The following is a 25,735-nucleotide window of genomic DNA, read 5'->3' as shown; positions in this document are numbered from 1 at the left end:
CGCTTACCTACTCGTTAAGCCTGCGCTTGGCCTTCGGCGAGGAAGAACCAGGTTTCCAGTACCGAATCCGGGTTCAGCGACACGCTTTCGATGCCCTGCTCCATCAGCCACTTGGCCAGGTCCGGGTGGTCCGAAGGGCCCTGACCGCAGATGCCGATGTACTTGCCGGCCTTGTTGCACGCGGCAATCGCGTTGGCCAGCAGCTTCTTCACCGCCGGATTACGCTCGTCGAACAGGTGCGCGATGATCCCGGAGTCACGGTCCAGGCCCAGGGTCAGCTGAGTCAGGTCGTTGGAGCCGATCGAGAAGCCGTCGAAGAATTCGAGGAATTCTTCAGCGAGAATCGCGTTGGATGGCAGTTCGCACATCATGATGATGCGCAGACCGTTTTCGCCACGCTTCAAGCCGTTTTCGGCGAGCAGATCGACCACCTGGCTGGCTTCGCCGAGAGTACGGACGAACGGCACCATGATTTCGACGTTGGTCAGGCCCATCTCGTTGCGCACACGTTTCAGCGCGCGGCATTCGAGCTCGAAGCAGTCGCGGAACGATTCGCTGATGTAACGCGAAGCGCCACGGAAGCCCAGCATCGGGTTTTCTTCTTCCGGCTCGTACAGTTTGCCGCCGATCAGGTTGGCGTATTCATTGGACTTGAAGTCCGACAGACGCACGATAACTTTCTTCGGTGTAAACGCCGCCGCCAGAGTACTGATGCCTTCCACCAGTTTGTCGACGTAGAAGCCAACCGGATCGTCGTAGCCAGCGATGCGCTTGTCGACGCTGTCCTTGATTTCCTGCGGCAGGCCGTCGTAGTTCAACAGCGCTTTCGGGTGGACACCGATCATGCGGTTGATGATGAATTCCAGACGCGCCAGACCCACACCAGCGTTCGGCAGTTGAGCGAAGTCGAAAGCGCGATCCGGGTTGCCGACGTTCATCATGATCTTGAACGGCAGCTCCGGCATGGCGTCCACGGAATTCTTCTTGACGTCGAAGCCCAGCTCGCCTTCGAAGATGTAACCGGTGTCGCCTTCGGCGCAGGACACGGTCACGCCCTGGCCATCCTTCAGCAGTTGGGTGGCGTTGCCGCAACCGACCACTGCCGGGATGCCCAGTTCACGGGCGATGATCGCCGCGTGACAGGTACGCCCGCCACGGTTGGTGACGATGGCGCTGGCGCGTTTCATCACCGGCTCCCAGTCCGGGTCGGTCATGTCCGAGACCAGTACATCGCCCGGCTGGACTTTGTCCATTTCCGAGACGTCTTTGATGATGCGCACTTTACCGGCGCCGATGCGCTGACCGATGGCGCGACCTTCAACCAGCACGGTGCCGGTTTCCTTCAACAGGTAACGTTCCATCACGTTGGCCTGGGTGCGGCTCTTCACGGTTTCCGGACGCGCCTGCACGATGTACAGTTTGCCGTCGTCACCGTCTTTGGCCCACTCGATGTCCATCGGGCAGCCGTAGTGCTTCTCGATGATCATCGCCTGCTTGGCCAGCTCGCTGACTTCAGCGTCGGTCAGGCAGAAACGCGCGCGTTCAGCCTTGTCGACATCGATGGTCTTCACCGAACGACCGGCCTTGGCCTCGTCGCCGTAGATCATCTTGATCGCCTTGCTGCCGAGATTGCGACGCAGGATCGCCGGACGACCGGCCTCCAGCGTGCCCTTGTGCACGTAGAACTCATCCGGGTTGACCGCGCCCTGGACGACGGTTTCGCCCAGACCGTAGGCGCCGGTGATGAACACCACGTCACGGAAACCGGATTCGGTATCGAGGGTGAACATCACGCCGGCGGTGCCGGTTTCCGAACGCACCATGCGCTGCACACCGGCCGACAGGGCGACCAGTTTGTGGTCGAAGCCCTGGTGCACGCGGTAGGAAATGGCGCGGTCGTTGAATAGCGAGGCGAACACCTCTTTGGCGGCGCGGATGACGTTGTCCACACCACGGATGTTCAGGAAGGTTTCCTGCTGGCCGGCAAACGATGCGTCCGGCAGGTCTTCGGCAGTGGCCGAGGAACGCACGGCCACGGCCACGTCAGGGTTACCGGCCGACAACGCGGCGAACGCGGTGCGGATCTCGGCATTGAGCTTTTCAGGGAATTCGGCGTCCATGATCCATTGACGGATCTGCGCGCCGGTCTTGGCCAGCGCATTGACGTCGTCGACGTCCAGGGCGTCGAGAGCCTTGTGGATCTGGTCGTTGAGGCCGCTCAGTTCGAGGAAATCGCGATAGGCCTGCGCGGTGGTGGCGAAACCGCCGGGGACCGACACACCGGCACCCGCCAGGTTGCTGATCATCTCGCCCAGGGATGCGTTCTTGCCCCCCACATGCTCAACATCGTGTTTGCCGAGCTTATCGAGGGAAACTACGTACTCTACCAAGGTGATCTCTCCACTGACTGTGTTGGAAAAGCTCAGAAGCCGGCAGCTCCGGGGAGCGTTGGCCGGCTGTATGGCCTGGACCTGGAAAATAAGTGAGAATGCGGGCCAATCGCGGCCGACAAATCGCGCCTATCATATCCAAGATTCGTTACTAGCTTAAGGCCCAAGGTGCAAATGAAACGATCTGCTTTCTTTATCTCCGATGGCACCGGCATCACCGCCGAAACCCTGGGTCAAAGCCTTCTGGCGCAGTTCGAAAACATTACCTTCACCAAGCTCACGCGACCGTATATCGACAACGTGGACAAGGCGCGGGCCATGGTACAACAAATCAACAAAGCCGCCGAAACCGACGGCATGCGCCCGATCATCTTCGACACCATCGTCAATCAGGACATCCGTGAGATTCTCGCAACCTCCAATGGTTTCATGATCGACATTTTCTCGACCTTCCTCGCCCCGCTGGAACAGGAACTGACCGAGCATTCTTCCTACACCGTCGGCAAGTCGCATTCGATCGGGCACAACTCCAATTACATGGAGCGCATCGAGGCGGTGAACTTCGCCCTCGACAACGACGACGGCGCGCGCACTCACTATTACGACAAGGCCGACCTGATACTAGTGGGCGTGTCGCGATGTGGTAAGACGCCGACGTGTCTGTACATGGCGATGCAGTTCGGCATCCGCGCGGCCAACTACCCGCTGACCGAAGAAGACATGGAGCGCCTGACCCTGCCGTCCGCCCTGCGCGCTCACCAGCACAAGCTGTTCGGCCTGACCATCGACCCGGACCGCCTCACCGCGATCCGCAACGAGCGCAAACCCAACAGCCGCTACTCGAGCTATGCCCAGTGCGAATTCGAAGTGCGCGAAGTGGAAAACCTGTTCCGCCGCGAGAACATCCCGCACATCAACTCCACGCATTTTTCGGTGGAAGAGATTTCGGCGAAAATTCTGGTGGAGAAAGGTGTGGAGCGGCGGTTCAAGTAAGTTTGTAGTGATGCCTTTCCCCTCACCCTAGCCCTCTCCCAAAGGGAGAGGGAACCGATTGGGGGATGCTTCAGTAATACGCCGACCTGAAAGTACTCTACGGAATCCATAATCGACCTGTTTTTTCAGGTCGATGCATAGCGCCAGACACCTCGGTCTGCTCCCTCTCCCTCTGGGAGAGGGTTGGGGTGAGGGCCTGATTTCGGATCAAAACGAATCACCGGGCACGCGCACGTAGCCTTCCATGAGAACGCGCGCACTGCGGCTCATGATGGCTTTTTTCACCACCCACTCACCGTTTTCCAGACTGGCCTCGGCGCCGACGCGCAAGGTCCCGGACGGATGGCCGAAACGCACCGCGTTGCGTTCAACACCGCCCGCCGCCAGATTGACCAAAGTCCCGGAAATCGCCGCCGCCGTGCCAATCGCCACCGCCGCCGTGCCCATCATTGCGTGGTGCAGTTTGCCCATCGACAGCGCCCGCACCAGCAAGTCCACATCACCGGCGGCAATCGCCTTGCCGCTGGACGCCACGTAATCCGCAGGTCGGGCGACGAATGCGACTTTCGGCGTGTGCTGGCGCTTGGCCGCTTCATCCAGATTGCTGATCAGCCCCATGCGCAGCGCGCCGTAAGCGCGGATGGTTTCGAACCGCTGCAGCGCCTGCGGATCGCTGTTGATCGCGCTTTGCAGCTCGGTGCCGGTGTAGCCGATGTCTGCGGCGTTGACGAAAATCGTCGGAATCCCGGCGTTGATCATCGTCGCCTGGAACGTGCCAACGCCCGGTACTTCGAGCTGATCGATCAGGTTCCCGGTGGGGAACATCGAGCCGCCACCGCCCTCTTCTTCCGCCGCCGGATCCATGAACTCGAGTTGCACTTCGGCGGCCGGAAAGGTCACGCCGTCGAGCTCGAAATCCCCGGTTTCCTGCACCTCACCGTTGGTGATCGGCACGTGGGCGATGATGGTTTTGCCGATATTCGCCTGCCACACGCGCACCACGGCCACGCCGTTATGCGGAACGCGGCTGGCGTCGACCAGTCCGTTGCTGATGGCGAACGAACCGACCGCCGCCGAGAGGTTGCCGCAGTTGCCGCTCCAGTCGACGAACGGCTTGTCGATCGACACCTGACCGAACAGGTAATCGACGTCGTGATCGGCCTTGGTGCTTTTCGACAGGATTACGGTTTTGCTGGTGCTGGAGGTGGCGCCGCCCATGCCGTCGATCTGTTTGTCGTACGGGTCCGGGCTGCCGATCACCCGCAGCAGCAACGCGTCGCGGGCCGGGCCGGGGACCTGCGCGGCTTCCGGCAAATCCTTGAGGCTGAAGAACACGCCTTTGCTGGTGCCGCCGCGCATGTAGGTGGCGGGGATCTTGATTTGGGGTGCGTGAGCCATGAGTGCTCCTTACCGAGAGCACGGGACTTGAAATCCCGCGCTCACATCAGTTGATTTAAACGGCGGCCGCCGACTCTTCGAGGAAATCCTGGGCGAAGCGCTGCAACACGCCACCGGCCTCATAGATCGACACTTCTTCAGCGGTGTCCAGACGGCAGGTTACCGGCACTTCAAGGCGTTCGCCGTTGGTGCGATGGATCACCAGCGTCAGGTCGGCGCGTGGCGTGCGCGCGCCGATCACGTCGTAGGTTTCGCTGCCGTCGATGCCCAGGGTGTGGCGGTCGGTGCCGGGTTTGAACTCCAGCGGCAACACGCCCATGCCCACCAGGTTGGTGCGATGAATGCGCTCGAAACCTTCGGCGACAATCGCTTCGACCCCGGCCAGACGCACGCCCTTGGCCGCCCAGTCGCGGGACGAACCCTGACCGTAGTCGGCGCCGGCGATGATGATCAGCGGCTGCTTGCGCTGCATGTAGGTTTCAATGGCTTCCCACATGCGCATGACCTTGCCTTCCGGCTCCACGCGCGCCAGCGAACCCTGCTTGACCTGGCCGTTTTCCACGACCATTTCATTGAACAGTTTCGGGTTGGCGAAGGTGGCGCGTTGCGCGGTCAAGTGGTCGCCACGGTGCGTGGCGTAGGAGTTGAAGTCCTCTTCCGGCAGGCCCATTTTCGCCAGGTATTCGCCGGCGGCGCTGTCGAGCATGATCGCGTTCGACGGCGACAAGTGGTCGGTGGTGATGTTGTCAGGCAGTACCGCCAGCGGGCGCATGCCCTTGAGCGGACGGGCGCCGGCCAGCGCGCCTTCCCAGTACGGCGGACGGCGGATGTAGGTGCTCATCTCGCGCCAGTCGTACAGCGGCGCGACTTTCGGGCCGGTGTCTTCGTGGATGGCGAACATCGGGATGTAGACCTGACGGAACTGCTCCGGCTTGACCGACGACTTCACCACTGCATCGATTTCTTCGTCACTCGGCCAGATGTCCTTGAGGCGGATTTCCTTGCCGTCGACCACGCCCAGCACGTCTTTCTCGATGTCGAAACGGATGGTGCCGGCAATGGCATACGCGACCACCAGCGGCGGCGAGGCGAGGAATGCTTGCTTGGCGTACGGGTGAATTCGCCCGTCGAAGTTGCGGTTGCCGGAAAGTACGGCAGTGGCATACAGATCGCGGTCGATGATTTCTTGCTGGATCTGCGGATCGAGCGCGCCGGACATGCCGTTGCAGGTGGTGCAGGCGAACGCGACCACGCCAAAACCGAGCTGCTCAAGCTCCTTGGTCAACCCCGCCTCATCGAGATACAGCGCAACGGTTTTCGAGCCCGGCGCCAGCGAGGATTTCACCCACGGCTTGCGCGTCAGCCCGAGCTTATTGGCGTTGCGCGCCAAGAGGCCGGCGGCGATCACGTTGCGCGGGTTGCTGGTGTTGGTGCAACTGGTGATGGCGGCGATGATCACCGCGCCGTCAGGCATTTGCCCAGGCACCTCAGTCCACTGCCCGGAGATGCCTTTGGCCGCCAGGTCCGACACCGCGACGCGGGCATGCGGGTTGCTCGGGCCGGCCATGTTGCGCACCACCGACGACAGGTCGAAGGTCAGACCGCGCTCGTATTGCGCACCTTTCAGGCTGCCGGCCCACAGGCCATTCAACTTGGCGTACTGCTCGACCAGTTGCACTTGCTGGTCTTCGCGACCGGTGAGTTTCAGGTAGTCGATGGTCTGCTGGTCGATGTAGAACATCGCCGCCGTAGCACCGTATTCCGGGGCCATGTTGGAGATGGTCGCGCGGTCGCCGAGGGTCAGGGCCGAGGCGCCTTCGCCGAAAAACTCCAGCCACGCGCCGACGACTTTCTGTTTACGCAGGTATTCGGTCAGCGCCAGCACCATGTCAGTGGCGGTGATGCCCGGCTGCAGCTTGCCGGTCAGTTCGACGCCGACGCTTTCCGGCAGGCGCATCCACGACGCGCGGCCAAGCATCACACTCTCGGCTTCAAGGCCACCGACGCCGATGGCGATCACGCCCAGCGCATCGACGTGCGGGGTGTGACTGTCGGTGCCGACGCAGGTGTCCGGGAATGCCACGCCGTCGCGCACCTGGATCACCGGGGACATTTTCTCCAGGTTGATCTGGTGCATGATGCCGTTGCCCGGCGGGATCACATCAACGTTCTTGAAAGCCTTTTTGGTCCAGTTGATGAAGTGGAAACGGTCTTCGTTGCGTCGGTCTTCGATGGCGCGGTTCTTCTCGAACGCCTGCTTGTCGAAACCGCCCGCCTCGACCGCCAGCGAGTGGTCGACGATCAGTTGCGTCGGCACCACCGGGTTGACCTGCGCCGGATCACCGCCTTGCTGGGCGATAGCGTCGCGCAGGCCGGCGAGGTCGACCAGTGCGGTCTGGCCGAGAATGTCGTGGCACACCACGCGCGCCGGAAACCACGGGAAGTCGAGGTCGCGTTTGCGCTCGATCAGTTGTTTCAGCGAATCGGTAAGCGTGGCCGGGTCGCAGCGACGCACGAGGTTTTCCGCCAGCACGCGGGAGGTGTACGGCAAGCTGTCGTAGCTGCCGGGCCGAATCGCCTCGACCGCCGCACGCACGTCGAAATAATCCAGGGCACTGCCGGGCAGGTTCTTGCGAAATTCTGTGTTCATCGGGTCAGGACTCGGGTCACGGTAGTTTCAAAGGGTGGGGCCTACACCTGCACTGAAGTGGACTCGGTCGACTGTGGGAGGGGGCTTGCTCCCGAATGCGGAGGGTCATTCAACGGATTTGTCGACTGATACAGCGCATTCGCGAGCAAGCCCGCTCCCACATTGGTTCCCGGTTTATCCAGTCAGTTGTGCGCCAGCTTCACCATTTCAGCGACGTTCGATTGGCACGAACTTGCGCTGTTCGACGCCGATGTACTCGGCGCTCGGACGGATGATGCGGTTGTTGGCGCGTTGTTCGAACACGTGCGCGGCCCAGCCGGTCAGGCGCGAGCAGACGAAGATCGGCGTGAACAGCTTGGTCGGGATGCCCATGAAGTGGTACGCCGAGGCATGGTAGAAGTCGGCGTTGGGGAACAGTTTCTTCTGCTCCCACATGGTCTTGTCGATGGCTTCGGAGACCGGGAACAACACCTTGTCACCGACTTCGTCCGCGAGTTTTTTCGACCAGCCCTTGATCACCTCGTTGCGCGGATCGCTGTCCTTATAGATCGCGTGCCCAAAGCCCATGATCTTGTCCTTGCGCTCGAGCATGCCGAGGGTGCCTTTGATCGCCTCGTCCGGCGAGGGAAAGCGCTCGATCATTTCCATCGCTGCCTCATTGGCGCCGCCGTGCAGCGGACCGCGCAGCGAACCGATGGCCGCGGTGACGCAGGAATACAGGTCGGACAGGGTCGATGCGCACACGCGTGCGGTGAAGGTCGAAGCGTTGAATTCGTGTTCGGCGTAGAGAATCAGCGAGACGTTCATCACTTTGACATGCAGTTCGCTCGGCTTCTTGTCGTGCAACAGGTGCAGGAAATGGCCGCCGATGGATGGCTCGTCGCTCACGCAGTTGATGCGCTTGCCATCGTGGCTGAAGCGATACCAGTAGCACATGATCGCCGGGAACGCGGCGAGCAGACGATCCGTCTTGTCGCGCTGCTCGGAGAAGTCCTTCTCCGGTTCGAGGTTGCCGAGGAACGAACATCCGGTGCGCATCACGTCCATCGGATGCGCGTCGGCAGGAATGCGCTCCAGCACTTCCTTCAGCGCTGGCGGCAGGTCGCGCAGCTTGCTCAGTTTGCCCTGATAGTCGTCGAGTTGCGCCTGGGTCGGCAGTTCGCCGTACAGCAGCAGGTACGCCACTTCTTCGAACTGCGCGTCGGCCGCCAGTTCACGCACGTCGTAACCACGATAAGTCAGCCCGGCACCGGCCTGGCCCACGGTGGACAGTGCGGTTTGCCCGGCAACCTGGCCCCGGAGCCCGGCACCACTGAGTACTTTTGCTTCGGCCATTGCTGTCTCCAATCTTGAATTTGTTAGGGAAACGTGTGGGAGCGGGCTTGCTCGCGAAAGCGCTGGATCAGTCGACATCAATGTTGGATGTCGGTCCTTCGCGAGCAAGCCCGCTCCCACAGGGGTCTTGTTCAGCCTTTCTTTTGTGCAAACAACGCATCGAGCTTCTGCTCGAAGGTGTGGTAGTCGATGCGATCGTAAAGCTCCATACGAGTCTGCATGGTGTCGATGACATTCTGCTGCGTGCCGTCACGACGGATCGCGGTGTAGACGTTTTCTGCCGCCTTGTTCATCGCACGGAACGCCGACAGCGGATAGAGCACCAGCGACACGTCGGCGCCCGCCAGTTGCTCGGTGGTGTACAGCGGCGTCGAGCCGAACTCGGTGATATTGGCGAGGATCGGTGCCTTCACGCGGTTGGCGAACAGCTTGTACATCTCAAGCTCAGTGATGGCTTCCGGGAAGATCATGTCGGCGCCGGCCTCGATGCACGCAGCGGCGCGATCCAGTGCCGATTCCAGACCTTCGACCGCCAGCGCGTCGGTACGCGCCATGATCACGAAGCTGTCGTCGGTACGGGCATCGACGGCGGCTTTGATGCGATCGACCATTTCCTGCTGGCTGACAATCTCTTTATTAGGGCGGTGACCGCAGCGCTTGGCGCCAACCTGGTCCTCGATGTGAATCGCCGCCGCGCCGAACTTGATCATCGACTTCACCGTGCGCGCGACGTTGAACGCCGACGAACCAAAACCGGTGTCGACATCCACCAGCAACGGCAGGTCGCAGACGTCGGTGATGCGGCGCACGTCGGTCAACACGTCATCCAGACCGGTGATGCCCAGGTCCGGCACACCGAGCGAGCCTGCAGCCACCCCGCCACCGGACAGGTAGATCGCCTTGAAACCGGCGCGCTTGGCCAGCAGCGCATGGTTGGCGTTGATCGCGCCGACCACTTGCAATGGGTGCTCGCTGGCGACCGCATCGCGGAAACGCTGGCCTGGAGTGCTGTGCTTGGAACTCATGACTCACCTCGTTCAGTGGCTGTCTTATTGTCGGCGCCGTCCTGGTAATGACGGGCGATGTTGCGTTTCGAGGCGCCGATGTGGCGGCGCATCAACAATTCCGCGAGTTCGCCGTCACGGTCGGCGATGGCGTCGAGAATCCGGTGGTGTTCAGCGAAGGCCTGACGCGGGCGGTTGGGCGTGGTGGAAAACTGGATGCGGTACATGCGCACCAGTTGGTACAGCTCGCCGCAGAGCATCTGGGTCAGGGTGCGATTGCCGCTGCCCTGGATGATCCGGTAATGAAAGTCGAAATCTCCTTCCTGCTGGTAATAGCCGACGCCGGCCTGAAACGCCGCGTCGCGCTCGTGGGTTTCCAGCACCCGGCGCAGCTCGTCGATGTCTTCGACGCTCATGCGCTCGGCGGCCAGGCGGCAGGCCATGCCTTCGAGGGATTCGCGGATTTCGTAGAGTTCGAGCAATTCGGCGTGACTGAGCGACACCACCCGCGCGCCGACATGCGGCACGCGCACCAGCAGACGCTGGCCTTCGAGGCGGTGAATGGCCTCGCGCAGCGGCCCGCGGCTGATGCCGTAGGTGCGCGCCAGCTCCGGTTCGGAGATCTTGCTGCCGGGGGCGATCTCGCCTTTGACGATGGCCGCCTGGATGCGCCGGAAGACGTTTTCCGAAAGCGTCTCGGAATCGTCGCCGTTAATGACCGGGGGATCGAATTGATCCAGCATGATTGTCGACACCTTTAAATCCAATACAGCAAAAACTAGCCAATCGGCCTGCCAGAGTCAAAGGATAAATACACATTGTCGACAATCGTCTAATAACCGGCCTCCATCAATCAACGACCTACCGTGGGAGCGGGCTTGCTCGCGAAGGCGTAATGTCCGTCAGCATGTACGTTGAATGACACACCGCTTTCGCGAGCAAGCCCGCTCCCACAGGGAATTCCGTGGGGGTCAGAGACCGGCACGGCGCTGGCGCCATAAACCCACCGTGCTAGAATGCCGCCCGCATTTGCTGGCCATTTGTACGGCTTGTCATAAAAAGCTGATAGGCACACGAAGGGCCTTGCGCAAGTTTTGCCAAGGACCAGAACCGAGAACGGAACGCTGCGCACCAGGATTTATGAGACTCAAGCCCTTCCCCACATTTTTTGCTCTGTTTTGCCTGCCCGGCCTGGCTGCCGCGGGGGAAAAAACCGTGTACGGCCTCAACGAATACGCATCGCTGGACGGCATCAATCTGGAAGTCGCGGCCAAACTCGACACCGGTGCGAAAACCGCGTCGCTGAGCGCCCGCGACATCAAACGCTTCAAACGCAATGGCGAGTCGTGGGTGCGCTTCTATCTGGCGATCGACGCCGCGCACTCGCACCCGATCGAACGGCCGCTGGCCCGGGTCAGCAAGATCAAGCGTCGCGCCGGCGACTACGACCCCGAAGAAGGCAAGAAGTACACCGCGCGCCCGGTGATCGAGCTGGACATCTGCATGGGTTCGGCGTTGCGCAGCATCGAAGTGAACCTGACCGACCGTAGTGCGTTCCAATATCCGCTTTTGATCGGCTCCGAAGCGCTGAAACGCTTCGACGCGCTGGTCGACCCCAGTCTTAAATACGCTGCCGGCAAACCCGCCTGCACCATCGCCGCTCATACCGCCGAGTAATTTTCATGCGTTCTCTAACCTTTCACCTGAAAATCCTGATCACCATCCTGGTGCTCCTGGGCGTTTCGGTTACGGCCTATCAGATTTTCGTGCTCGGCATCCCGGTGACCGAAGACGCCACCGATGACCTGTGGAATATCGACGCCAAGGTCGAATTCGTCGCCAGCACCAAGGACCCGGTAAAGGTCCAGATGTTCGTGCCACCGTTGAGCCGCGACTACGTCAGCCTCAATGAAAGTTTTATCTCCAATAACTACGGCGTCGCGGTCAATCGCGTCGACGGCAATCGCAAGGTCACCTGGTCGGCGCGCCGGGCCAAGGGCAACCAGACGCTTTATTACCGTCTGGTGCTGACCAAGCGTTACACCGCCGAAAAAACCAAGATCAAAGGCCCGACCTTCCGCGACAGCATCGCCATCGAAGGCCCGGAAAAAATCGCCGCCGAAGCCCTGCTCGCGCCTATTCGCCAACACTCGGCTGACGTCGAGACCTTCATCGGCGAGGCGATCAAGCGCGTCAACAATGCCAATGACGACAACGTCAAACTGCTGCTGGCCGGCGACCCGTCGACCGCGCACAAGGCGAAGATCGTCGAACTGCTGCTGTCGATCGCCCACGTCCCGGTGGAAAAAGTCCACACCATCCGCCTCGTCGCCGATCAACCGCAAACCCCGGAACTGTGGCTGCGCAGCTTCAACGGCAACGACTGGCTGTACTTCAACCCGGAAACCGGCGAACAGGGCCTGCCGACCGACCGTCTGCTGTGGTGGACCGGTGACGAAAACCTGATCACCGTCGATGGTGCAAAGAAAGCCAACGTGACCTTCAGCCTGAACAACAGCGAGATGAACGCGATTCGTCTGGCCAAGCTGACCGACGAAAACACCGACGCCAACTTCCTCGAATACTCGCTGTACGGCCTGCCGCTGCAGACCCAGCAGACCTTCATGATCATGGTGATGATCCCGATCGGCGTGCTGGTGATCCTGATTCTGCGCAACCTGATCGGCCTGCAGACCCTCGGCACCTTCACCCCGGTGCTGATCGCCCTGGCCTTCCGCGAAACGCAACTGGGCTTCGGCATCCTTCTGTTTACCGTGATCACTGCGCTGGGCCTGTCGTTACGCTCGTATCTGGAACACCTGAAGCTGCAAATGCTGCCGCGTTTGTCGGTGGTGCTGACCTTTGTCGTGGTGCTGATCGCGGCGATCAGCCTGTTCAGCCACAAGCTGGGTCTGGAACGTGGGTTGTCGGTGGCGCTGTTCCCGATGGTGATTCTGACCATGACCATCGAACGCCTGTCGATCACCTGGGAAGAACGCGGCGCCAGTCATGCGATGAAAGTGGCGATCGGCACGCTGTTCGCCGCCTCGCTGGCACACCTGATCATGACCGTGCCGGAACTGGTGTACTTCGTCTTCACCTTCCCGGCGATCCTGCTGATTCTGGTCGGTTTCATGCTGGCGATGGGTCGCTATCGCGGCTACCGCCTGACCGAACTGGTGCGCTTCAAGGCTTTCCTGAAGAAGGCTGACGCCTGATGTTCGGTTTCTGGAAGACCTGGAAGGCCTTGGAGGCGCGGGGCATCATGGGCATCAATCGGCGGAATGCCGACTACGTGCTCAAGTACAACAAGCGCAGCCTGTACCCGATTGTCGATGACAAGATCATCACCAAGGAACGCGCAATCGCTGCCGGCATTCACGTGCCGGAGCTGTACGGCGTGATCTCCACCGAGAAGGAAATCGACAAGCTCGACGAGATCATCGGCGGGCGCAGCGACTTCGTGATCAAACCGGCTCAGGGCGCTGGCGGCGACGGCATCATCGTCATCGCCGACCGTTTCGAGGGTCGTTATCGCACGGTGTCGGGCAAGATCCTCGCCCATGAGGAGCTGGAGCATCACATCTCGAGCATCCTCACCGGCCTGTATTCGCTGGGCGGCCACCGCGACCGCGCGCTGATCGAATACCGGGTGACCCCGGACCAGATCTTCAAGAGCATCAGCTACGAAGGCGTGCCGGACATCCGCATCATCGTGCTGATGGGCTACCCGGTGATGGCCATGCTGCGCCTGCCGACCCGTCAGTCCGGCGGCAAGGCCAACCTGCACCAGGGCGCGATCGGCGTCGGCGTCGACCTCGCCACCGGTCTGACCCTGCGCGGTACCTGGCTGAACAACATCATCACCAAACACCCCGACACCACCAACGCGGTGGATGGCGTGCAACTGCCCTACTGGGACGGTTTCATGAAACTCGCCGCCGGCTGCTATGAGCTGTGCGGGCTGGGTTACATCGGCGTGGACATGGTGCTGGACCAGGAAAAAGGCCCGCTGATTCTTGAACTGAATGCGCGGCCGGGGCTGAATATCCAGATCGCCAACGATTGCGGGCTGACCTTGCGCACGCATGCGGTCGAGGCGCGTCTGGAAGAGCTTAAGGCGCGTGGAGTGACGGAGTCGGTTGAAGAGCGAGTGGCGTTTACCCAGGAGATGTTTGGGCATATTCCTGCTGTGGAAGGCTAAAAGCTAAAAAGCAAAAGCCCCTCACCCTAACCCTCTCCCAGAGGGAGAGGGGACTGACCGAGGTGGGTGTACAAGCTCCATCGACCTGAAAATCCGAAGTCGAGCTCAGGACTTGAAAAGCCGCCGATCTGCCCCCCTTTCCCCCTCGCCAGCTTGAGATATCGAGCCGAACCCGGATCTTGAAAAGCATGAAAATCAGCTCCCTTTCCCCCTCGCCCCCTTGGGGGAGAGGGTTGGGGTGAGGGGGTTGCTCTTGATTTTGATCTAGGAGCAATCCAAGGAGAAGACTACAATCCCCACCCCGCCTCAATGGCCGATCTGCCCCGCCCATGTTGACCTGTTCCGTACACCCGCTGCCCTACCGCGCCAACCCCGCCGACTACTTCGCGGCCATCCGCCATGCGCCCGGCGCTGTGCTGCTCGACAGCGGCCGGCCGACTGCCGAGCGAGGTCGTTATGACCTGCTCAGTGCCTGGCCGCTGGAACAACTGGCGGTATTGCCCGACGAAAGCGGCAGCGTTTTCCTGCAACGCCTGCGGGAAAATCTGACGCGTTTAGGTGAAGCGCAGTTGCCTGCAGGGTTTGACTTGCCGTTCGCTGGCGGCCTGATTGGCTATCTGAGCTACGACTTCGGCCGGCATCTGGAACACCTGCCGAGTCTGGCCCGGGACGATCTGCAACTGCCCGACGCGCGCTTCGGCCTGTACAACTGGGCACTGATCAGCGATCACCACACGGCCACCAGCCTACTGGTGTTTCACCCGTCGCTGGCCGACAGCGAACGGCAGCGGCTAATTGCGTTGTTCAGCCAGCCGACCTGCGCGACGCTGACGCCGTTCAAGCTGAACACCGCGATGACCGCTGACCTCTCGGCCGACGACTATCGTCAGGCGCTGGAACGCATTCATCACTACATCCAGGCCGGTGACTGCTATCAGGTCAACTTCGCCCAGCGTTTCCGCGCGCCGTGCCAAGGCGATCCGTGGCTGGCCTATTGCGCGCTGCGCGAGGCCTGCCCGACGCCGTTTTCCGGTTTTCAGAGCCTGCCCGACGGCGATGCGGTGCTGAGTCTGTCGCCGGAGCGCTTCGTCAAAGTCAGTCAGCGCCAGGTGGAAACCCGCCCGATCAAAGGCACCCGCCCGCGTGGCCTGACGCCGGCCGAAGATGCAGCCAACGCCGCCGAGCTGCTGGCCAGCCCCAAGGATCGTGCGGAAAACCTGATGATTGTCGACCTGCTACGCAACGACCTCGGCCGCACCTGCCGCATCGGTTCGGTGCGGGTGCCGGAGCTGTTCAGCCTGGAAAGCTATCCCAACGTGCACCATCTGGTCAGCAGCGTCACCGGTGAACTGGCAGAAGACCGCGACGCCCTCGACCTGATCGCCGGCAGCTTTCCCGGCGGCTCGATCACCGGCGCGCCGAAGATTCGTGCGATGCAGATCATCGACGAACTGGAACCGACCCGGCGCGGCTTGTATTGTGGCTCGTTGCTGTATCTGGACGTGCGTGGAGAGATGGACAGCTCCATCGCCATTCGCAGTCTGCTGGTCAAGGATGGGCAGGTGTGTTGCTGGGGCGGTGGCGGGATCGTCGCGGATTCGGACTGGCAGGCGGAGTATCAGGAGTCGATTACCAAGGTGAAGGTTCTGCTCGATACCCTGCAAAACCTCTGACCCCGACAATCCCCTGTAGGAGCTGCCGAAGGCTGCGATCTTTTGACTTTGATTTTTAAAGCAAGATCAAAAGATCGCAGCCTTCGGCAGCTCCTACAGGGATTGGATTTACAGTTTCAAATCGCGGTTGGAAGCTTTGAGAAACTCCTGCTTCAACTCGGCAAAGGTGTGTACGGCAGGGAACTGCGGAAACTCGCGAATCACATTCTCCGGCGCATGGAACAGAATCCCCGCATCCGCCTCGTCGAGCATGCTGGTGTCGTTATACGAATCCCCCGCCGCAATCACCCGGTAGTACAGGCTCTTGAAGGCAAGGACCGACTGCCGCTTGGGATCTTTCTGACGCAGTTGATAGCCGGTCACCCGGCCGCTGTCGTCAGTGATCAGGCGATGACAGAGCAAGGTCGGGAAGCCCAGCTGACGCATCAGCGGCTGGGAGAATTCGTAGAAAGTGTCCGAAAGAATCACCACCTGAAAGCGTTCGCGCAGCCAGTCGACGAACTCCACCGCGCCGTCCAGCGGTTTGAGGGTGGCGATCACTTCCTGGATGTCGGAGAGCTTCAGGCCGTGCTCGTCGAGGATGCGCAAACGCTGCTGCATCAGCACGTCGTAATCGGGAATGTCCCGGGTGGTGGCCTTGAGGGATTCGATTCCGGTTTTTTCGGCGAAGGCGATCCAGATTTCCGGTACCAGTACCCCTTCAAGATCCAGGCAAGCAATTTCCACAAGACACTCCCGTTTGTAGTGATTATTGAGTCGAGCGAGCCGGAACTCTAGCGGCTCACCCGCCACCGCGCAACGCAGCAGGCACCCCCTACCCCGCCGCTTTTTGTTAACATCGCCGCCATATAGAGCGCCCAGCGCCACCGACCTGTAGGAAGCCGCCCTGATGAGCCCAACGTTCGATGTCGTGGAACTCGCCACGACCTATGCCAGCAAATCCGCCCAGGACATCCTGAAACTCGCGTTCGCCGAGTTCGGTGATGACTTGTGGATCTCTTTCAGCGGCGCCGAGGATGTGGTGCTGGTGGACATGGCCTGGAAGCTGAACAAGAACGTCAAGGTGTTCAGCCTCGACACCGGCCGCTTGCACCCGGAAACCTATCGCTTCATCGATCAGGTGCGCGAGCACTACAAGATCGATATCGAACTGGTGTCGCCGGACTACACGAAACTGGAACCGTTTGTGAAGGAAAAAGGCCTGTTCAGCTTCTACAAGGACGGCCATGGAGAATGCTGCGGCATCCGCAAGATCGAGCCGCTGCGGCGCAAACTGTCCAGCGTCAACGCCTGGGCCACCGGCCAGCGCCGCGACCAGAGTCCGGGCACCCGCAGCGCCGTGGCGGTGCTGGAGATCGACACCGCGTTCTCCACCCCGGAACGCACCCTGTACAAGTTCAACCCGCTGGCGCAAATGACCAGCGAAGAAATCTGGGGTTACATCCGTATGCTCGAACTGCCGTACAACAGCCTGCATGAACGCGGCTTCATCAGCATCGGCTGCGAACCGTGCACCCGCCCGGTCCTGCCGAACCAGCACGAGCGCGAAGGCCGCTGGTGGTGGGAAGAAGCGACGCAGAAAGAATGCGGGTTGCATGCGGGGAATATCATCAGCAAGGCGTAGATCTCCGCCCCAATGATGTCCCCCCAGTGTGGGCCAATGCTGTTCACTTAAGTTTTACAGAACCTTGTGGGAGCGGGCTTGCTCGCGAAAGCGTCGTATCAGTCAACTAATCCAGTGACTGACAGGCCGCATTCGCGAGCAAGCCCGCTCCCACATTTGCTTCGTGGTGCCATGAAAAAAATGTGTACACACAAATGTCACCATCGGTGCCATTTATGTGTGCACTTTTTATTTTCACGCCCTGAAAAGTTACATCCCCGCGCGATATCCCGCCGTTTTGCCACTATCCCGAAATCCCCCGTAAAAAATAAATACCTGTTCAACCGGTCAATTTATAACCACCCATTTTCAAACACTTGGCGCACTTCGATAACTGTTCGAAATGAGCACGGCTGCGCATAGATCGACAACTGGCACAGTTCTGGCTTTGGTGCATACATGTTTTGTATACAAAACTGCAAAACATAAACCCACACTTTCGATCCGCAAGCCTGAAGCGCCCTATCCCGTACAGGCTGCAGATGCCCCGTAACCAGTGATGTCTGCTGACCGCGACGAAGATTTGTCGAGCCCAAGGCTCATGCACAGTCATCGCGGCCCGCCCATCAGGAGCCTGCCGGAATGCGTACAAGTCTCTCCAACAACATCGCGCTGAATCTGCCCGACTCTACCCTCGACCAGCCATTGCTCGACGCCGGCCCGGTCGAACCGCTGCAACTGAGCCCGCGCCTGCACAACAGTGACCTGGCGCCGACCCGGGCCGAAGGTCGGCGCTGGGGCAAGTACAGCATCTTCGCCCTGTGGACCAACGATGTGCACAACATCGCCAACTACTCGTTCGCTATCGGCCTTTACGCGTTGGGCCTGGGCGGCTGGCAGATTCTCCTGTCGCTGGGGATCGGCGCGGCGCTGGTGTACTTCTTCATGAACCTGTCCGGCTACATGGGGCAGAAAACCGGGGTGCCGTTTCCGGTGATCAGCCGGATCAGTTTCGGCATCCATGGCGCACAGATCCCGGCATTGATTCGCGCGGTGATTGCCATCGCCTGGTTCGGCATCCAGACGTATCTGGCGTCGGTGGTGTTTCGCGTGCTGTTGACCGCGGTTCATCCGGGCTTCGCCGAATATGACCACAACTCGATCCTCGGCCTGTCGAGCCTGGGCTGGGTGTGTTTCGTGGCGATCTGGTTGGTGCAACTGGCGATCCTCGCCTATGGCATGGAAATGGTCCGCCGTTACGAAGCCTTTGCCGGGCCTGTGATCCTGACGACCGTCGCCGCGCTCGCGGCATGGATGTACTTCCAGGCCAACGCGACCATCGCCTGGTCGATCCGCGAACCGCTGAGCGGCGGTGAGATGTGGCGCAACATCTTTGCCGGCGGCGCGCTGTGGCTGGCGATCTACGGCACGCTGATCCTGAATTTCTGCGACTTCGCCCGCTCTTCGCCGTGCCGCAAGACCATCAAGGTCGGAAATTTCTGGGGTTTGCCGGTGAATATTCTGGTATTCGCCGCGATTACCGTCCTGCTGTGCGGAGCGCAGTTTCAGATCAACGGGCGGATCATCGAAAGCCCGACCGAGATCATCGCTTCGATCCCCAACACGTTCTTCCTGGTGCTCGGTTGCCTGGCGTTCCTGATCGTCACCGTGGCGGTGAACATCATGGCCAACTTCGTCGCGCCGGCCTTCGTGCTGAGCAACCTGGCGCCGAAATACCTGACCTTCCGCCGCGCCGGGCTGATCAGCGCGACCATCGCCGTGCTGATCCTGCCGTGGAACCTCTACAACAGCCCGCTGGTGATCGTGTACTTCCTGTCCGGCCTTGGCGCCCTGCTCGGCCCGCTGTACGGGGTGATCATGGTCGACTACTGGCTGATCCGCAAAGGCCGGATCAACGTCCCGCAGTTGTACAGCGAAGACCCCAACGGCGCTTATTACTACAGCCACGGGGTGAATTTCCGAGCGGTGGCGGCGTTCATTCCTGCAGCACTGATCGCCATCGTCCTGGCGCTGGTGCCCGGTTTCCACAGCATCTCGCCGTTTTCCTGGCTGGTGGGCGCCGGCATCGCCGCGCTGCTCTACCTGATCATCGCCAAGCGTCAGCCGCATTACGCCGACGTCAGCGGCGAAGCCATCGCCGTCGATAACGTCAGCCATTAACTTCCTCGCGGCCCGCGCTTCGGGCCGCTGAACTGCCCGCAATAAGGACTTCCCATGCGTATTCTTGTGGTCAACGTCAACACCACCGAATCCATCACTCAGGCCATCGCGCGCTCGGCGCAAGCGGTCGCCGCCCCCGGTACGGAAATCGTCGGCCTGACGCCGTTTTTCGGCGCTGACTCGGTGGAAGGCAACTTCGAAAGCTACCTGGCGGCCATCGCCGTGATGGATCGGGTGATGGCTTACGATCAGCCGTTCGATGCGGTGATCCAGGCCGGCTACGGCGAGCACGGCCGCGAAGGCTTGCAGGAACTGCTCAACGTGCCGGTGGTGGACATCACCGACGCGGCGGCCAGCACCGCCATGTTTCTCGGTCACGCCTATTCGGTGGTGACCACGCTGGATCGCACCGTGCCGCTGATCGAAGACCGCTTGAAACTCTCGGGGCTGTGGGACCGCTGCGCGTCGGTACGGGCCAGCGGTCTGGCGGTGCTGGAACTGGAACACGAACCGCAACGGGCGCTGGAAGCCATCGTGAACCAGGCGGAACTGGCAGTGACTCAGGACAAAGCCGAAGTGATCTGTCTCGGCTGCGGCGGCATGGCCGGGCTGGATGAACAGATTCGACGCCGCACCGGGGTGCCGGTGGTGGATGGCGTGACGGCAGCGGTGACCATCGCCGAATCGCTGGTGCGCTTGAGGTTGTCGACGTCCAAGGTGCGGACTTATGCGACGCCACGGCCGAAGCAGATTATTGGTTGGGCGCACCGGTTTGCCCGGTAGACCGCGTTATCGTTCATCGCGGGCAAGCCACGCTCCCACAGGTTCTTTGTCGTTCACATAATGTGGAAACAACGCGAAACCTGTGGGAGCGTGGCTTGCCCGCGATGGCCACACCTCGGTCCCGAGGTCCTGCTCAGACCGCACTGAACCGCCGCGCCAACCCGCGCTCGGCAAACTGCTCAATCACAAAATCGACAAACGCCCGGGTCTTGCCCGGCAGCAACTTGTGCTCGGCGTAGTAGATCGAGGTGTAGCCGTCATCGATGTACCAGTCCGGCAACACCCGCTGCAGTTTCCCGGTTTCCAGATACCCCGAGGCGAACGGCATGCTCACCAGAGCGATGCCCAGACCTTGGCTCGCCGCGATGCAGGCGGCTTCGGAATCGCTCATGGTCATGCGCGCCGTGAGCGGCAGCGCGCTGTGTCGCTGATCGCGGTGGGTCAATTGCCAGGAGCGCACGCGCCCGGTTTGCGGCGAGCGAATCAGGATGCCGGCATGATTACTGAGGTCGTCCGGCTCGAGGATCGGGGCACGGGTCTGCAGATAATCGCTTGAAGCGACCAATACCCGATGCGCCGGACTCAAGCGCCGCGCCACCACCCCTTGCGGCAAGTCAAAACCGCCGCCAATCGCCGCATCAAAGCCCTGACCAATCAGATCGACCTGGCGGTTATCGAAGTGCCAGTCCGGATTGATGTCCGGAAACCGCCGCAGAAACTCGCCCAGCAGCGGCACGATAAACAGGCAGCCGAACAGCGTGCCCATGCTGACTTTCAAGGTGCCGGCCGGCTGCCCTTCGGCGCTGGCCAGATTGTTTACCGCATTCTGGATCGTGGCCAGGCTGGCACTGACCTCGTTCAAAAAGCGCTGCCCGGCCTCGGTCAGCGTCAGCCTGCGTGTACTACGCTGGAACAGCCGTACACCGAGCCGCAACTCAAGCTTCGCCACGCTTTTGCCGACGGCTGCCGGGGTCAGGCTCAAGCGCCGCGCGGCCTCGGCGAAGCTGCCGACCTCGGCGCTGCGCACAAAGCATTCGATACTGCTGAAGGTTTCCATGATCGCCACTATAAACTTCTGGTTTACACAGACTATAGCAATCAGGGTCTACACGGTTGTCGATGCGAGGCCGATACTCGGCTCCAACACCAAGGCAATCCGCCTTTCACTTCCTGGAGATCGAACATGACCACTCAACACCTCAGCGGCAAAGTTGCACTGATTCAAGGCGGTTCCCGCGGCATCGGCGCCGCCATCGTCAAACGTCTGGCCGCTGAAGGCGCCGCTGTCGCCTTCACCTACGTCAGCTCCGCCGCCAAGGCCGAAGAATTGCAAAACAGCATCACTGCCAAGGGTGGCAAAGCCCTGGCGATCAAGGCCGACAGCGCCGATGAAACCGCCATCCGCAACGCGGTCAGCAGCACCGTCGAAGCCTTTGGTCGCCTCGATATCCTGGTGAACAACGCCGGCGTGCTGGCCATCGCGCCGCTGGAAGATTTCAAACTGGAAGACTTCGACCAGACTCTGGCGATCAACGTGCGCAGTGTGTTCATTGCCTCGCAGGAAGCCGCCAGACACATGGGCGAAGGTTCACGCATCGTCAACATCGGCAGCACCAACGCCGACCGCATGCCCTTCGGCGGTGGCGGTGTATACGCGATGAGCAAAGCGGCGCTGGTCGGCCTGACCAAAGGCCTGGCCCGTGATCTCGGCCCGCGCGGTATTACCATCAACAACGTGCAGCCCGGCCCGGTCGACACCGACATGAACCCGGCCCACGGTGACTTCGCCGAAAGCCTGATCCCGCTGATGGCCGTCGGTCGTTACGGTACCGCCGAGGAAATCGCCAGTTTCGTCGCCTACCTGGTGGGCCCGGAAGCCGGTTACATCACCGGTGCCAGCCTGACCATCGACGGTGGTTTTGGCGCCTGATGCGCTGAGTCCCGGGCACAAAAAAACGCCGCTCCCTGTTTCCGGGGGGCGGCGTTTTTTCATGGGGCTTATTCAGCGATCAGGCCCACTCCAGCGCCGGCAGACCGCAGGCGCTCGGGGTAAAGCCCTTGAGTGAGCGCAGAATTCCGTCGGCGTGGGCATACTTCTCATCGGCCATGGCCGCGTCGGGAATCGCGATGGCGGTCATTCCTGCCGCTTTCGCGGCGGTCACCCCAAACGGCGAGTCCTCGAACACCAGACAATCTTCAGGCGCCACACCCAGGCGCCGGGCGGCGGTGAGGAAGATATCCGGCGCCGGCTTGGCTGCGCCGACCTCCGGATCGTCTGCGGTGACAATGAAATCAAACAAGGCAAACCAGTCACGGTGCAGCGTGGTTTTCTGCCCGAACGACTGGCGCGACGAACTGGTGCCTACGGCAATCGGAATGTTGTGCGCCTTGAGGTGGCGGACCAGCTCTTGCGCGCCCGGCATTGCCTCTGCTTTCGGGAAACGCTCGCGCATCAGTGGTTCACGGATTTGCAGAAACTCTTCGGCAGTGATCGGCAGATCCAGCGCCTGCACCACGTAGTTGGCCAGGTCATTGGCGCCCCGGCCGATGATGTTCTGTTTAACGCTCCAGTCGAAGGTCCGCCCGTAGCGCTCGGCAATCAGCGAGGTCACCTCGGTGTAGATGCCTTCGGTGTCCAGCAACAAACCGTCCATGTCGAAAATCACGGCCTTGATCGGGCCAAACGTCTTCAGCGGTGCATTCATCATCGGATCCGTTATCAAAAACATCCCGGGGCGGCACGCTCGGTGGCGCTACTCGGATCTGATTAATGGGTTCAGCAGCATAGCGAGGCCAGTGGACATTCAGCAACGGGGGAATCTCGGCGCGTCGTTGAATGACTCGCCGATATTTAGCGAAATGCCCTACAGCCATTGCCTACTTGCCCGACTTCTTTCCTGTCTGATCCCCCGCAAAGTCCGCGCACCTCTTTCCCGTGCGCGAGTGCCTGCCCATGTTTCAACCCGATCGTCTTCTGGCGCTGAACAACAGCATCGGCCTGCTCGTTGTCGCAGCCTTGAATCCCGATGAGCCGGATTTTGAACAGCTGATTCGCGAATTCCGCCTGTGCCTGAACAACTATGAGGCATGGGCCGAGCAGTTCTGGACGGGGACGGCGCTTGAGGTCGAGCAGGTGTTCACCGTTGGCAACGACGTGCGCCTCAGTGCACCGCTCAAAGCCCGGCAACCGTTCGTTTCCGCGGTGGTCACGTGCCCGGCCAGTGGTTCGCTGACCCTGGTGCACATGTTCGACGCCGCGCGGTTCGTTCCGATCGGCGATACGCCGGTCACGCTCGAACCGGTGATTGCCGATGTCGACGGCGTACTGAGCTTCGGCGAGCCGCGGCGCCATACCATCGGCCCGAGCGGCATTCTGCAAGTCAGCGACTGCGACCGGGGCCAGCGTTATCGCATCACCTTCTTTCCCGATGTTTCCACCGACCAGATCAAAGCGTTGTATGCCTCCTACGAAGGAATTCTGCTCGGGCTGGAAGGCTGGCTTCGCGACGAATGGAGCGGGTTTCAGCCGCTATGGGCAGAGTTTTCCGGCGCGGGGTTTGCTGATCGATACCGCCAGTTGCAACAGGCCGACTGGCGCGGCTTCGAGAAGGCTCTAAACGACGCCTGGGACGACGTTAAACAGCTGTTCGCCCTGCTCGCCGATCTGCAGGTCAACAGTGAAAAACTCCTGCAATACCTGAGCGATATCGAGCTGCAAGCACTGCTCGACGCATCCAGTGAAGCCATCGCCAATGGCTTGCTGATCCTCAATGACGAGCCGTTGCTGTTTATCCATCTGGCAGCATTCAGCAGTTGGTTGAAGATGCTGCCGCCGCAGTATCTGGCGGAAGTGGTGGCGGAAGTCCGGGTCGAACTGTTGGTCAGCTTTCTGCTGATGCGGGTCGCTGGTGGCATTGGCGTCTCGCTGAAATTGAGCAGTAAGGTGCTGAGCAAGATCAAGTCGCTTCGGGCGCGGCAATGGCTGGCAGCGGCGGCGTTGCGCTTGAACGAACTGCCCGCCACCGCCGACCTGAACCGACACGCAGGCACGTTGAAACCGTTGATGGTCAATGCGCGGGCCGTGCAGGTTGGGCCGGCGCCGGCGATTCCGTTGAATATTCGGCAGGCCGATGCGGTGGTGCTGAACGTGGCGAATCCGGCACCCATGGTGCGGGACAAGTCGCGGGGCACGACCCGGATGGAGCGAGAGGAATCTCGCGACGATGCTCCTGACCAGGCAAAGAACCCCAACGGCGACAGCGCCGATTGCGTCCCTCGTACCTGCACCAACGGCTGCCCGGTGTCGATGGTCACCGGCGAAGAACTGCTGACCCTGACCGATTGCACCCTCGACGGCGTGCTGCCGTTTGAGTTCACCCGGTTGTACCGCACCAGCGCCGTGGAAATCGATGTCGGGCTGGGATTTGGCTGGAGTCATTCGCTGGCGCATCGGCTGGAGTTCGCTGGCGAGGCGGTGGTCTGGGTCGATCACGAAAACCGTCGCACACGGTTTCCCTTGCCCACAGTCGAGCGGCCGGCGATTCACAACAGTTTGTCGCGGGCGGCGATTTTTCTCGGCGATGAACCGGAGGAACTGATCCTCGCGCTGGCCGGAGAGACGCCGCGCTTTTATCACTTTCGCGCCGGGCGGCTGACGGCGATCAGCGATGCGTATGGCAATCGGCTGGTGGTTGCTCGCGATCATCTGCAGCGCGTTGTCCGCCTCGACCATGGCGCCGGGCGTTCGCTGCTGTTGCGTTATGACCGGGCTCAACTGGTCGCGGTTGATTACCAAGTTTTTCAGGATTCGCAATGGAGAACCGAACACACCCTCGCGACCTACCGCTACGACGCCCGCCAGCACCTGCTCGAAGCGACCAATGCCGTCGGCGACAGCGAGCGCTACGACTACGACGATCAGCACGTCATCCTGCAACGGCAGTTGACCGGCGGCGCGAGCTTCTTCTGGGAGTGGGAACGTCCCGGCAAAGCCGCGCGCTGCGTGCGCCACTGGGCTTCGTTCTCGCAGATGAACACCCGTTACGTCTGGGCCGAGGACGGCAGCGTCACGGTGCATTATGTCGATGGCACAGAGGAAACCTACGTCCATGACGACCGCGCGCGGCTGGTGCGCAAGGTCGAGGCCGATGGTGGCGAGCAGCTCAAGGCCTATGACGCGGCGGGGCGGCTGATTGCCGAGCAGGATGCCTTGGGTGCGGTCACCGAGTACCGCTACGACGACGCCGGACGCCTGATTGCGCTGCTTCCACCGGAAGAACAGGCAACGTCCTACGAGTATCGCAACGGTTTCCTGCACCGGCGTACGCGCGGCGAGGCGGTGTGGACGTTTCGGCGCAATGCCGAGGGTGATGTCACCGAAGCGGTCGATCCCGACGGACAGGTCACCTATTACTACTACGACACCCGTGGCCAGTTGCTGTCGATCCGTTATCCGGACGCCAGTCGCCATCAACTGGTGTGGAACGACCTTGGGCAACTGATCGAAGAAACCCTGCCCGAC

Annotated in this window: 19 protein-coding genes; 10 read left to right on the top strand and 9 right to left on the bottom strand. The window is 61.1% G+C overall.

Going from position 1 to position 25,735, the window contains the following annotated elements; translation table 11 throughout:
* Window positions 1–14: 14 nt before the first annotated feature.
* Entirely contained in the window at window positions 15–2,390 is a 2,376-nt protein-coding gene (ppsA, locus tag ACXR0M_RS26830) for a phosphoenolpyruvate synthase (protein WP_458834628.1), read from the bottom strand.
* Window positions 2,391–2,564: 174 nt separating this feature from the next.
* On the opposite strand from ppsA, the gene ppsR reads away from it, so the two are divergent.
* Window positions 2,565–3,383, top strand: a complete 819-nt coding sequence (gene ppsR, locus ACXR0M_RS26825; protein WP_458834627.1) for a posphoenolpyruvate synthetase regulatory kinase/phosphorylase PpsR — start codon at window positions 2,565–2,567, stop codon at window positions 3,381–3,383.
* Window positions 3,384–3,590: 207 nt separating this feature from the next.
* Here ppsR and prpF read toward each other — a convergent pair whose 3' ends face one another.
* The 5 genes from prpF to ACXR0M_RS26800 form a co-directional block, all read right to left on the bottom strand.
* Window positions 3,591–4,781: a 2-methylaconitate cis-trans isomerase PrpF gene (gene prpF / locus ACXR0M_RS26820; protein WP_458834626.1), complete on the bottom strand. Its 1,191-nt coding sequence runs from the start codon at window positions 4,779–4,781 to the stop codon at window positions 3,591–3,593.
* 55 nt (window positions 4,782–4,836) lie between these two features.
* Window positions 4,837–7,431 (bottom strand): Fe/S-dependent 2-methylisocitrate dehydratase AcnD, encoded by a 2,595-nt coding sequence (gene acnD, locus ACXR0M_RS26815; protein WP_458834625.1) that lies wholly within the window; start codon window positions 7,429–7,431, stop codon window positions 4,837–4,839.
* A 207-nt stretch (window positions 7,432–7,638) separates the two neighbouring features.
* Complete coding sequence (gene prpC / locus ACXR0M_RS26810) at window positions 7,639–8,766, bottom strand: bifunctional 2-methylcitrate synthase/citrate synthase (RefSeq protein ID WP_458834624.1); 1,128 nt, start codon at window positions 8,764–8,766, stop codon at window positions 7,639–7,641.
* 131 nt (window positions 8,767–8,897) lie between these two features.
* Window positions 8,898–9,791, bottom strand: a complete 894-nt coding sequence (gene prpB / locus ACXR0M_RS26805; protein ID WP_103303868.1) for a methylisocitrate lyase — start codon at window positions 9,789–9,791, stop codon at window positions 8,898–8,900.
* Window positions 9,788–10,510, bottom strand: coding sequence for a GntR family transcriptional regulator (locus ACXR0M_RS26800; RefSeq protein WP_458834629.1), 723 nt, complete (start codon window positions 10,508–10,510; stop codon window positions 9,788–9,790). Before ACXR0M_RS26800 ends, prpB begins: the two co-directional genes overlap by 4 nt.
* Before the next feature lie 400 nt (window positions 10,511–10,910).
* Between ACXR0M_RS26800 and rloA the strand changes: the two genes are divergently transcribed.
* The 4 genes from rloA to pabB all read left to right on the top strand — a co-directional run bounded on the left by rloA (window position 10,911) and on the right by pabB (window position 15,647).
* On the top strand, window positions 10,911–11,447 hold the full coding sequence (gene rloA, locus ACXR0M_RS26795; RefSeq protein WP_007916436.1) for a retropepsin-like aspartic peptidase RloA: 537 nt from the start codon (window positions 10,911–10,913) through the stop codon (window positions 11,445–11,447).
* 5 nt (window positions 11,448–11,452) lie between these two features.
* A complete protein-coding gene (gene rloB, locus ACXR0M_RS26790) occupies window positions 11,453–12,988 on the top strand; it encodes an osmotic stress tolerance membrane protein RloB (protein ID WP_458834623.1) in 1,536 nt (511 codons plus the stop codon).
* Window positions 12,988–13,974: an alpha-L-glutamate ligase-like protein gene (locus tag ACXR0M_RS26785; RefSeq protein ID WP_458834622.1), complete on the top strand. Its 987-nt coding sequence runs from the start codon at window positions 12,988–12,990 to the stop codon at window positions 13,972–13,974. The genes rloB and ACXR0M_RS26785 overlap by 1 nt, the downstream gene beginning before the upstream one ends.
* Before the next feature lie 329 nt (window positions 13,975–14,303).
* Complete coding sequence (gene pabB / locus ACXR0M_RS26780; RefSeq protein ID WP_458834621.1) at window positions 14,304–15,647, top strand: aminodeoxychorismate synthase component I; 1,344 nt, start codon at window positions 14,304–14,306, stop codon at window positions 15,645–15,647.
* A gap of 108 nt (window positions 15,648–15,755) precedes the next feature.
* Here the strand turns inward: pabB and thrH are convergent, their stop codons facing one another.
* A complete protein-coding gene (gene thrH / locus ACXR0M_RS26775; RefSeq protein WP_458834620.1) occupies window positions 15,756–16,373 on the bottom strand; it encodes a bifunctional phosphoserine phosphatase/homoserine phosphotransferase ThrH in 618 nt (205 codons plus the stop codon).
* 163 nt (window positions 16,374–16,536) lie between these two features.
* Between thrH and ACXR0M_RS26770 the strand changes: the two genes are divergently transcribed.
* From ACXR0M_RS26770 to ACXR0M_RS26760, 3 genes are all read left to right on the top strand, one after another.
* A complete protein-coding gene (locus ACXR0M_RS26770; protein ID WP_458834619.1) occupies window positions 16,537–17,271 on the top strand; it encodes a phosphoadenylyl-sulfate reductase in 735 nt (244 codons plus the stop codon).
* Window positions 17,272–17,892: 621 nt separating this feature from the next.
* Window positions 17,893–19,431, top strand: a complete 1,539-nt coding sequence (locus tag ACXR0M_RS26765; RefSeq protein WP_458834618.1) for an NCS1 family nucleobase:cation symporter-1 — start codon at window positions 17,893–17,895, stop codon at window positions 19,429–19,431.
* Between the two features lie 54 nt (window positions 19,432–19,485).
* Window positions 19,486–20,214 (top strand): aspartate/glutamate racemase family protein, encoded by a 729-nt coding sequence (locus ACXR0M_RS26760; RefSeq protein ID WP_458834617.1) that lies wholly within the window; start codon window positions 19,486–19,488, stop codon window positions 20,212–20,214.
* Between the two features lie 133 nt (window positions 20,215–20,347).
* On the opposite strand, the gene ACXR0M_RS26755 is transcribed toward ACXR0M_RS26760, so the two are convergent.
* Complete coding sequence (locus ACXR0M_RS26755; protein WP_458834616.1) at window positions 20,348–21,271, bottom strand: LysR family transcriptional regulator; 924 nt, start codon at window positions 21,269–21,271, stop codon at window positions 20,348–20,350.
* 126 nt (window positions 21,272–21,397) lie between these two features.
* Here ACXR0M_RS26755 and ACXR0M_RS26750 point away from each other — a divergent pair, with 126 nt between their 5' ends.
* Window positions 21,398–22,144 (top strand): 3-oxoacyl-ACP reductase family protein, encoded by a 747-nt coding sequence (locus tag ACXR0M_RS26750; protein ID WP_458834615.1) that lies wholly within the window; start codon window positions 21,398–21,400, stop codon window positions 22,142–22,144.
* 79 nt (window positions 22,145–22,223) lie between these two features.
* On the opposite strand, the gene ACXR0M_RS26745 is transcribed toward ACXR0M_RS26750, so the two are convergent.
* On the bottom strand, window positions 22,224–22,919 hold the full coding sequence (locus ACXR0M_RS26745) for an HAD-IA family hydrolase (protein ID WP_458834614.1): 696 nt from the start codon (window positions 22,917–22,919) through the stop codon (window positions 22,224–22,226).
* 248 nt (window positions 22,920–23,167) lie between these two features.
* Between ACXR0M_RS26745 and ACXR0M_RS26740 the strand changes: the two genes are divergently transcribed.
* On the top strand, window positions 23,168–25,735 hold a 2,568-nt coding region (locus tag ACXR0M_RS26740; RefSeq protein ID WP_458834613.1), incomplete at its 3' end, for a DUF6531 domain-containing protein.

The sequence above is a fragment of the Pseudomonas sp. Eth.TT006 genome (assembly GCF_054456575.1).
This window is presented reverse-complemented; position numbering and strand designations above follow the sequence as displayed.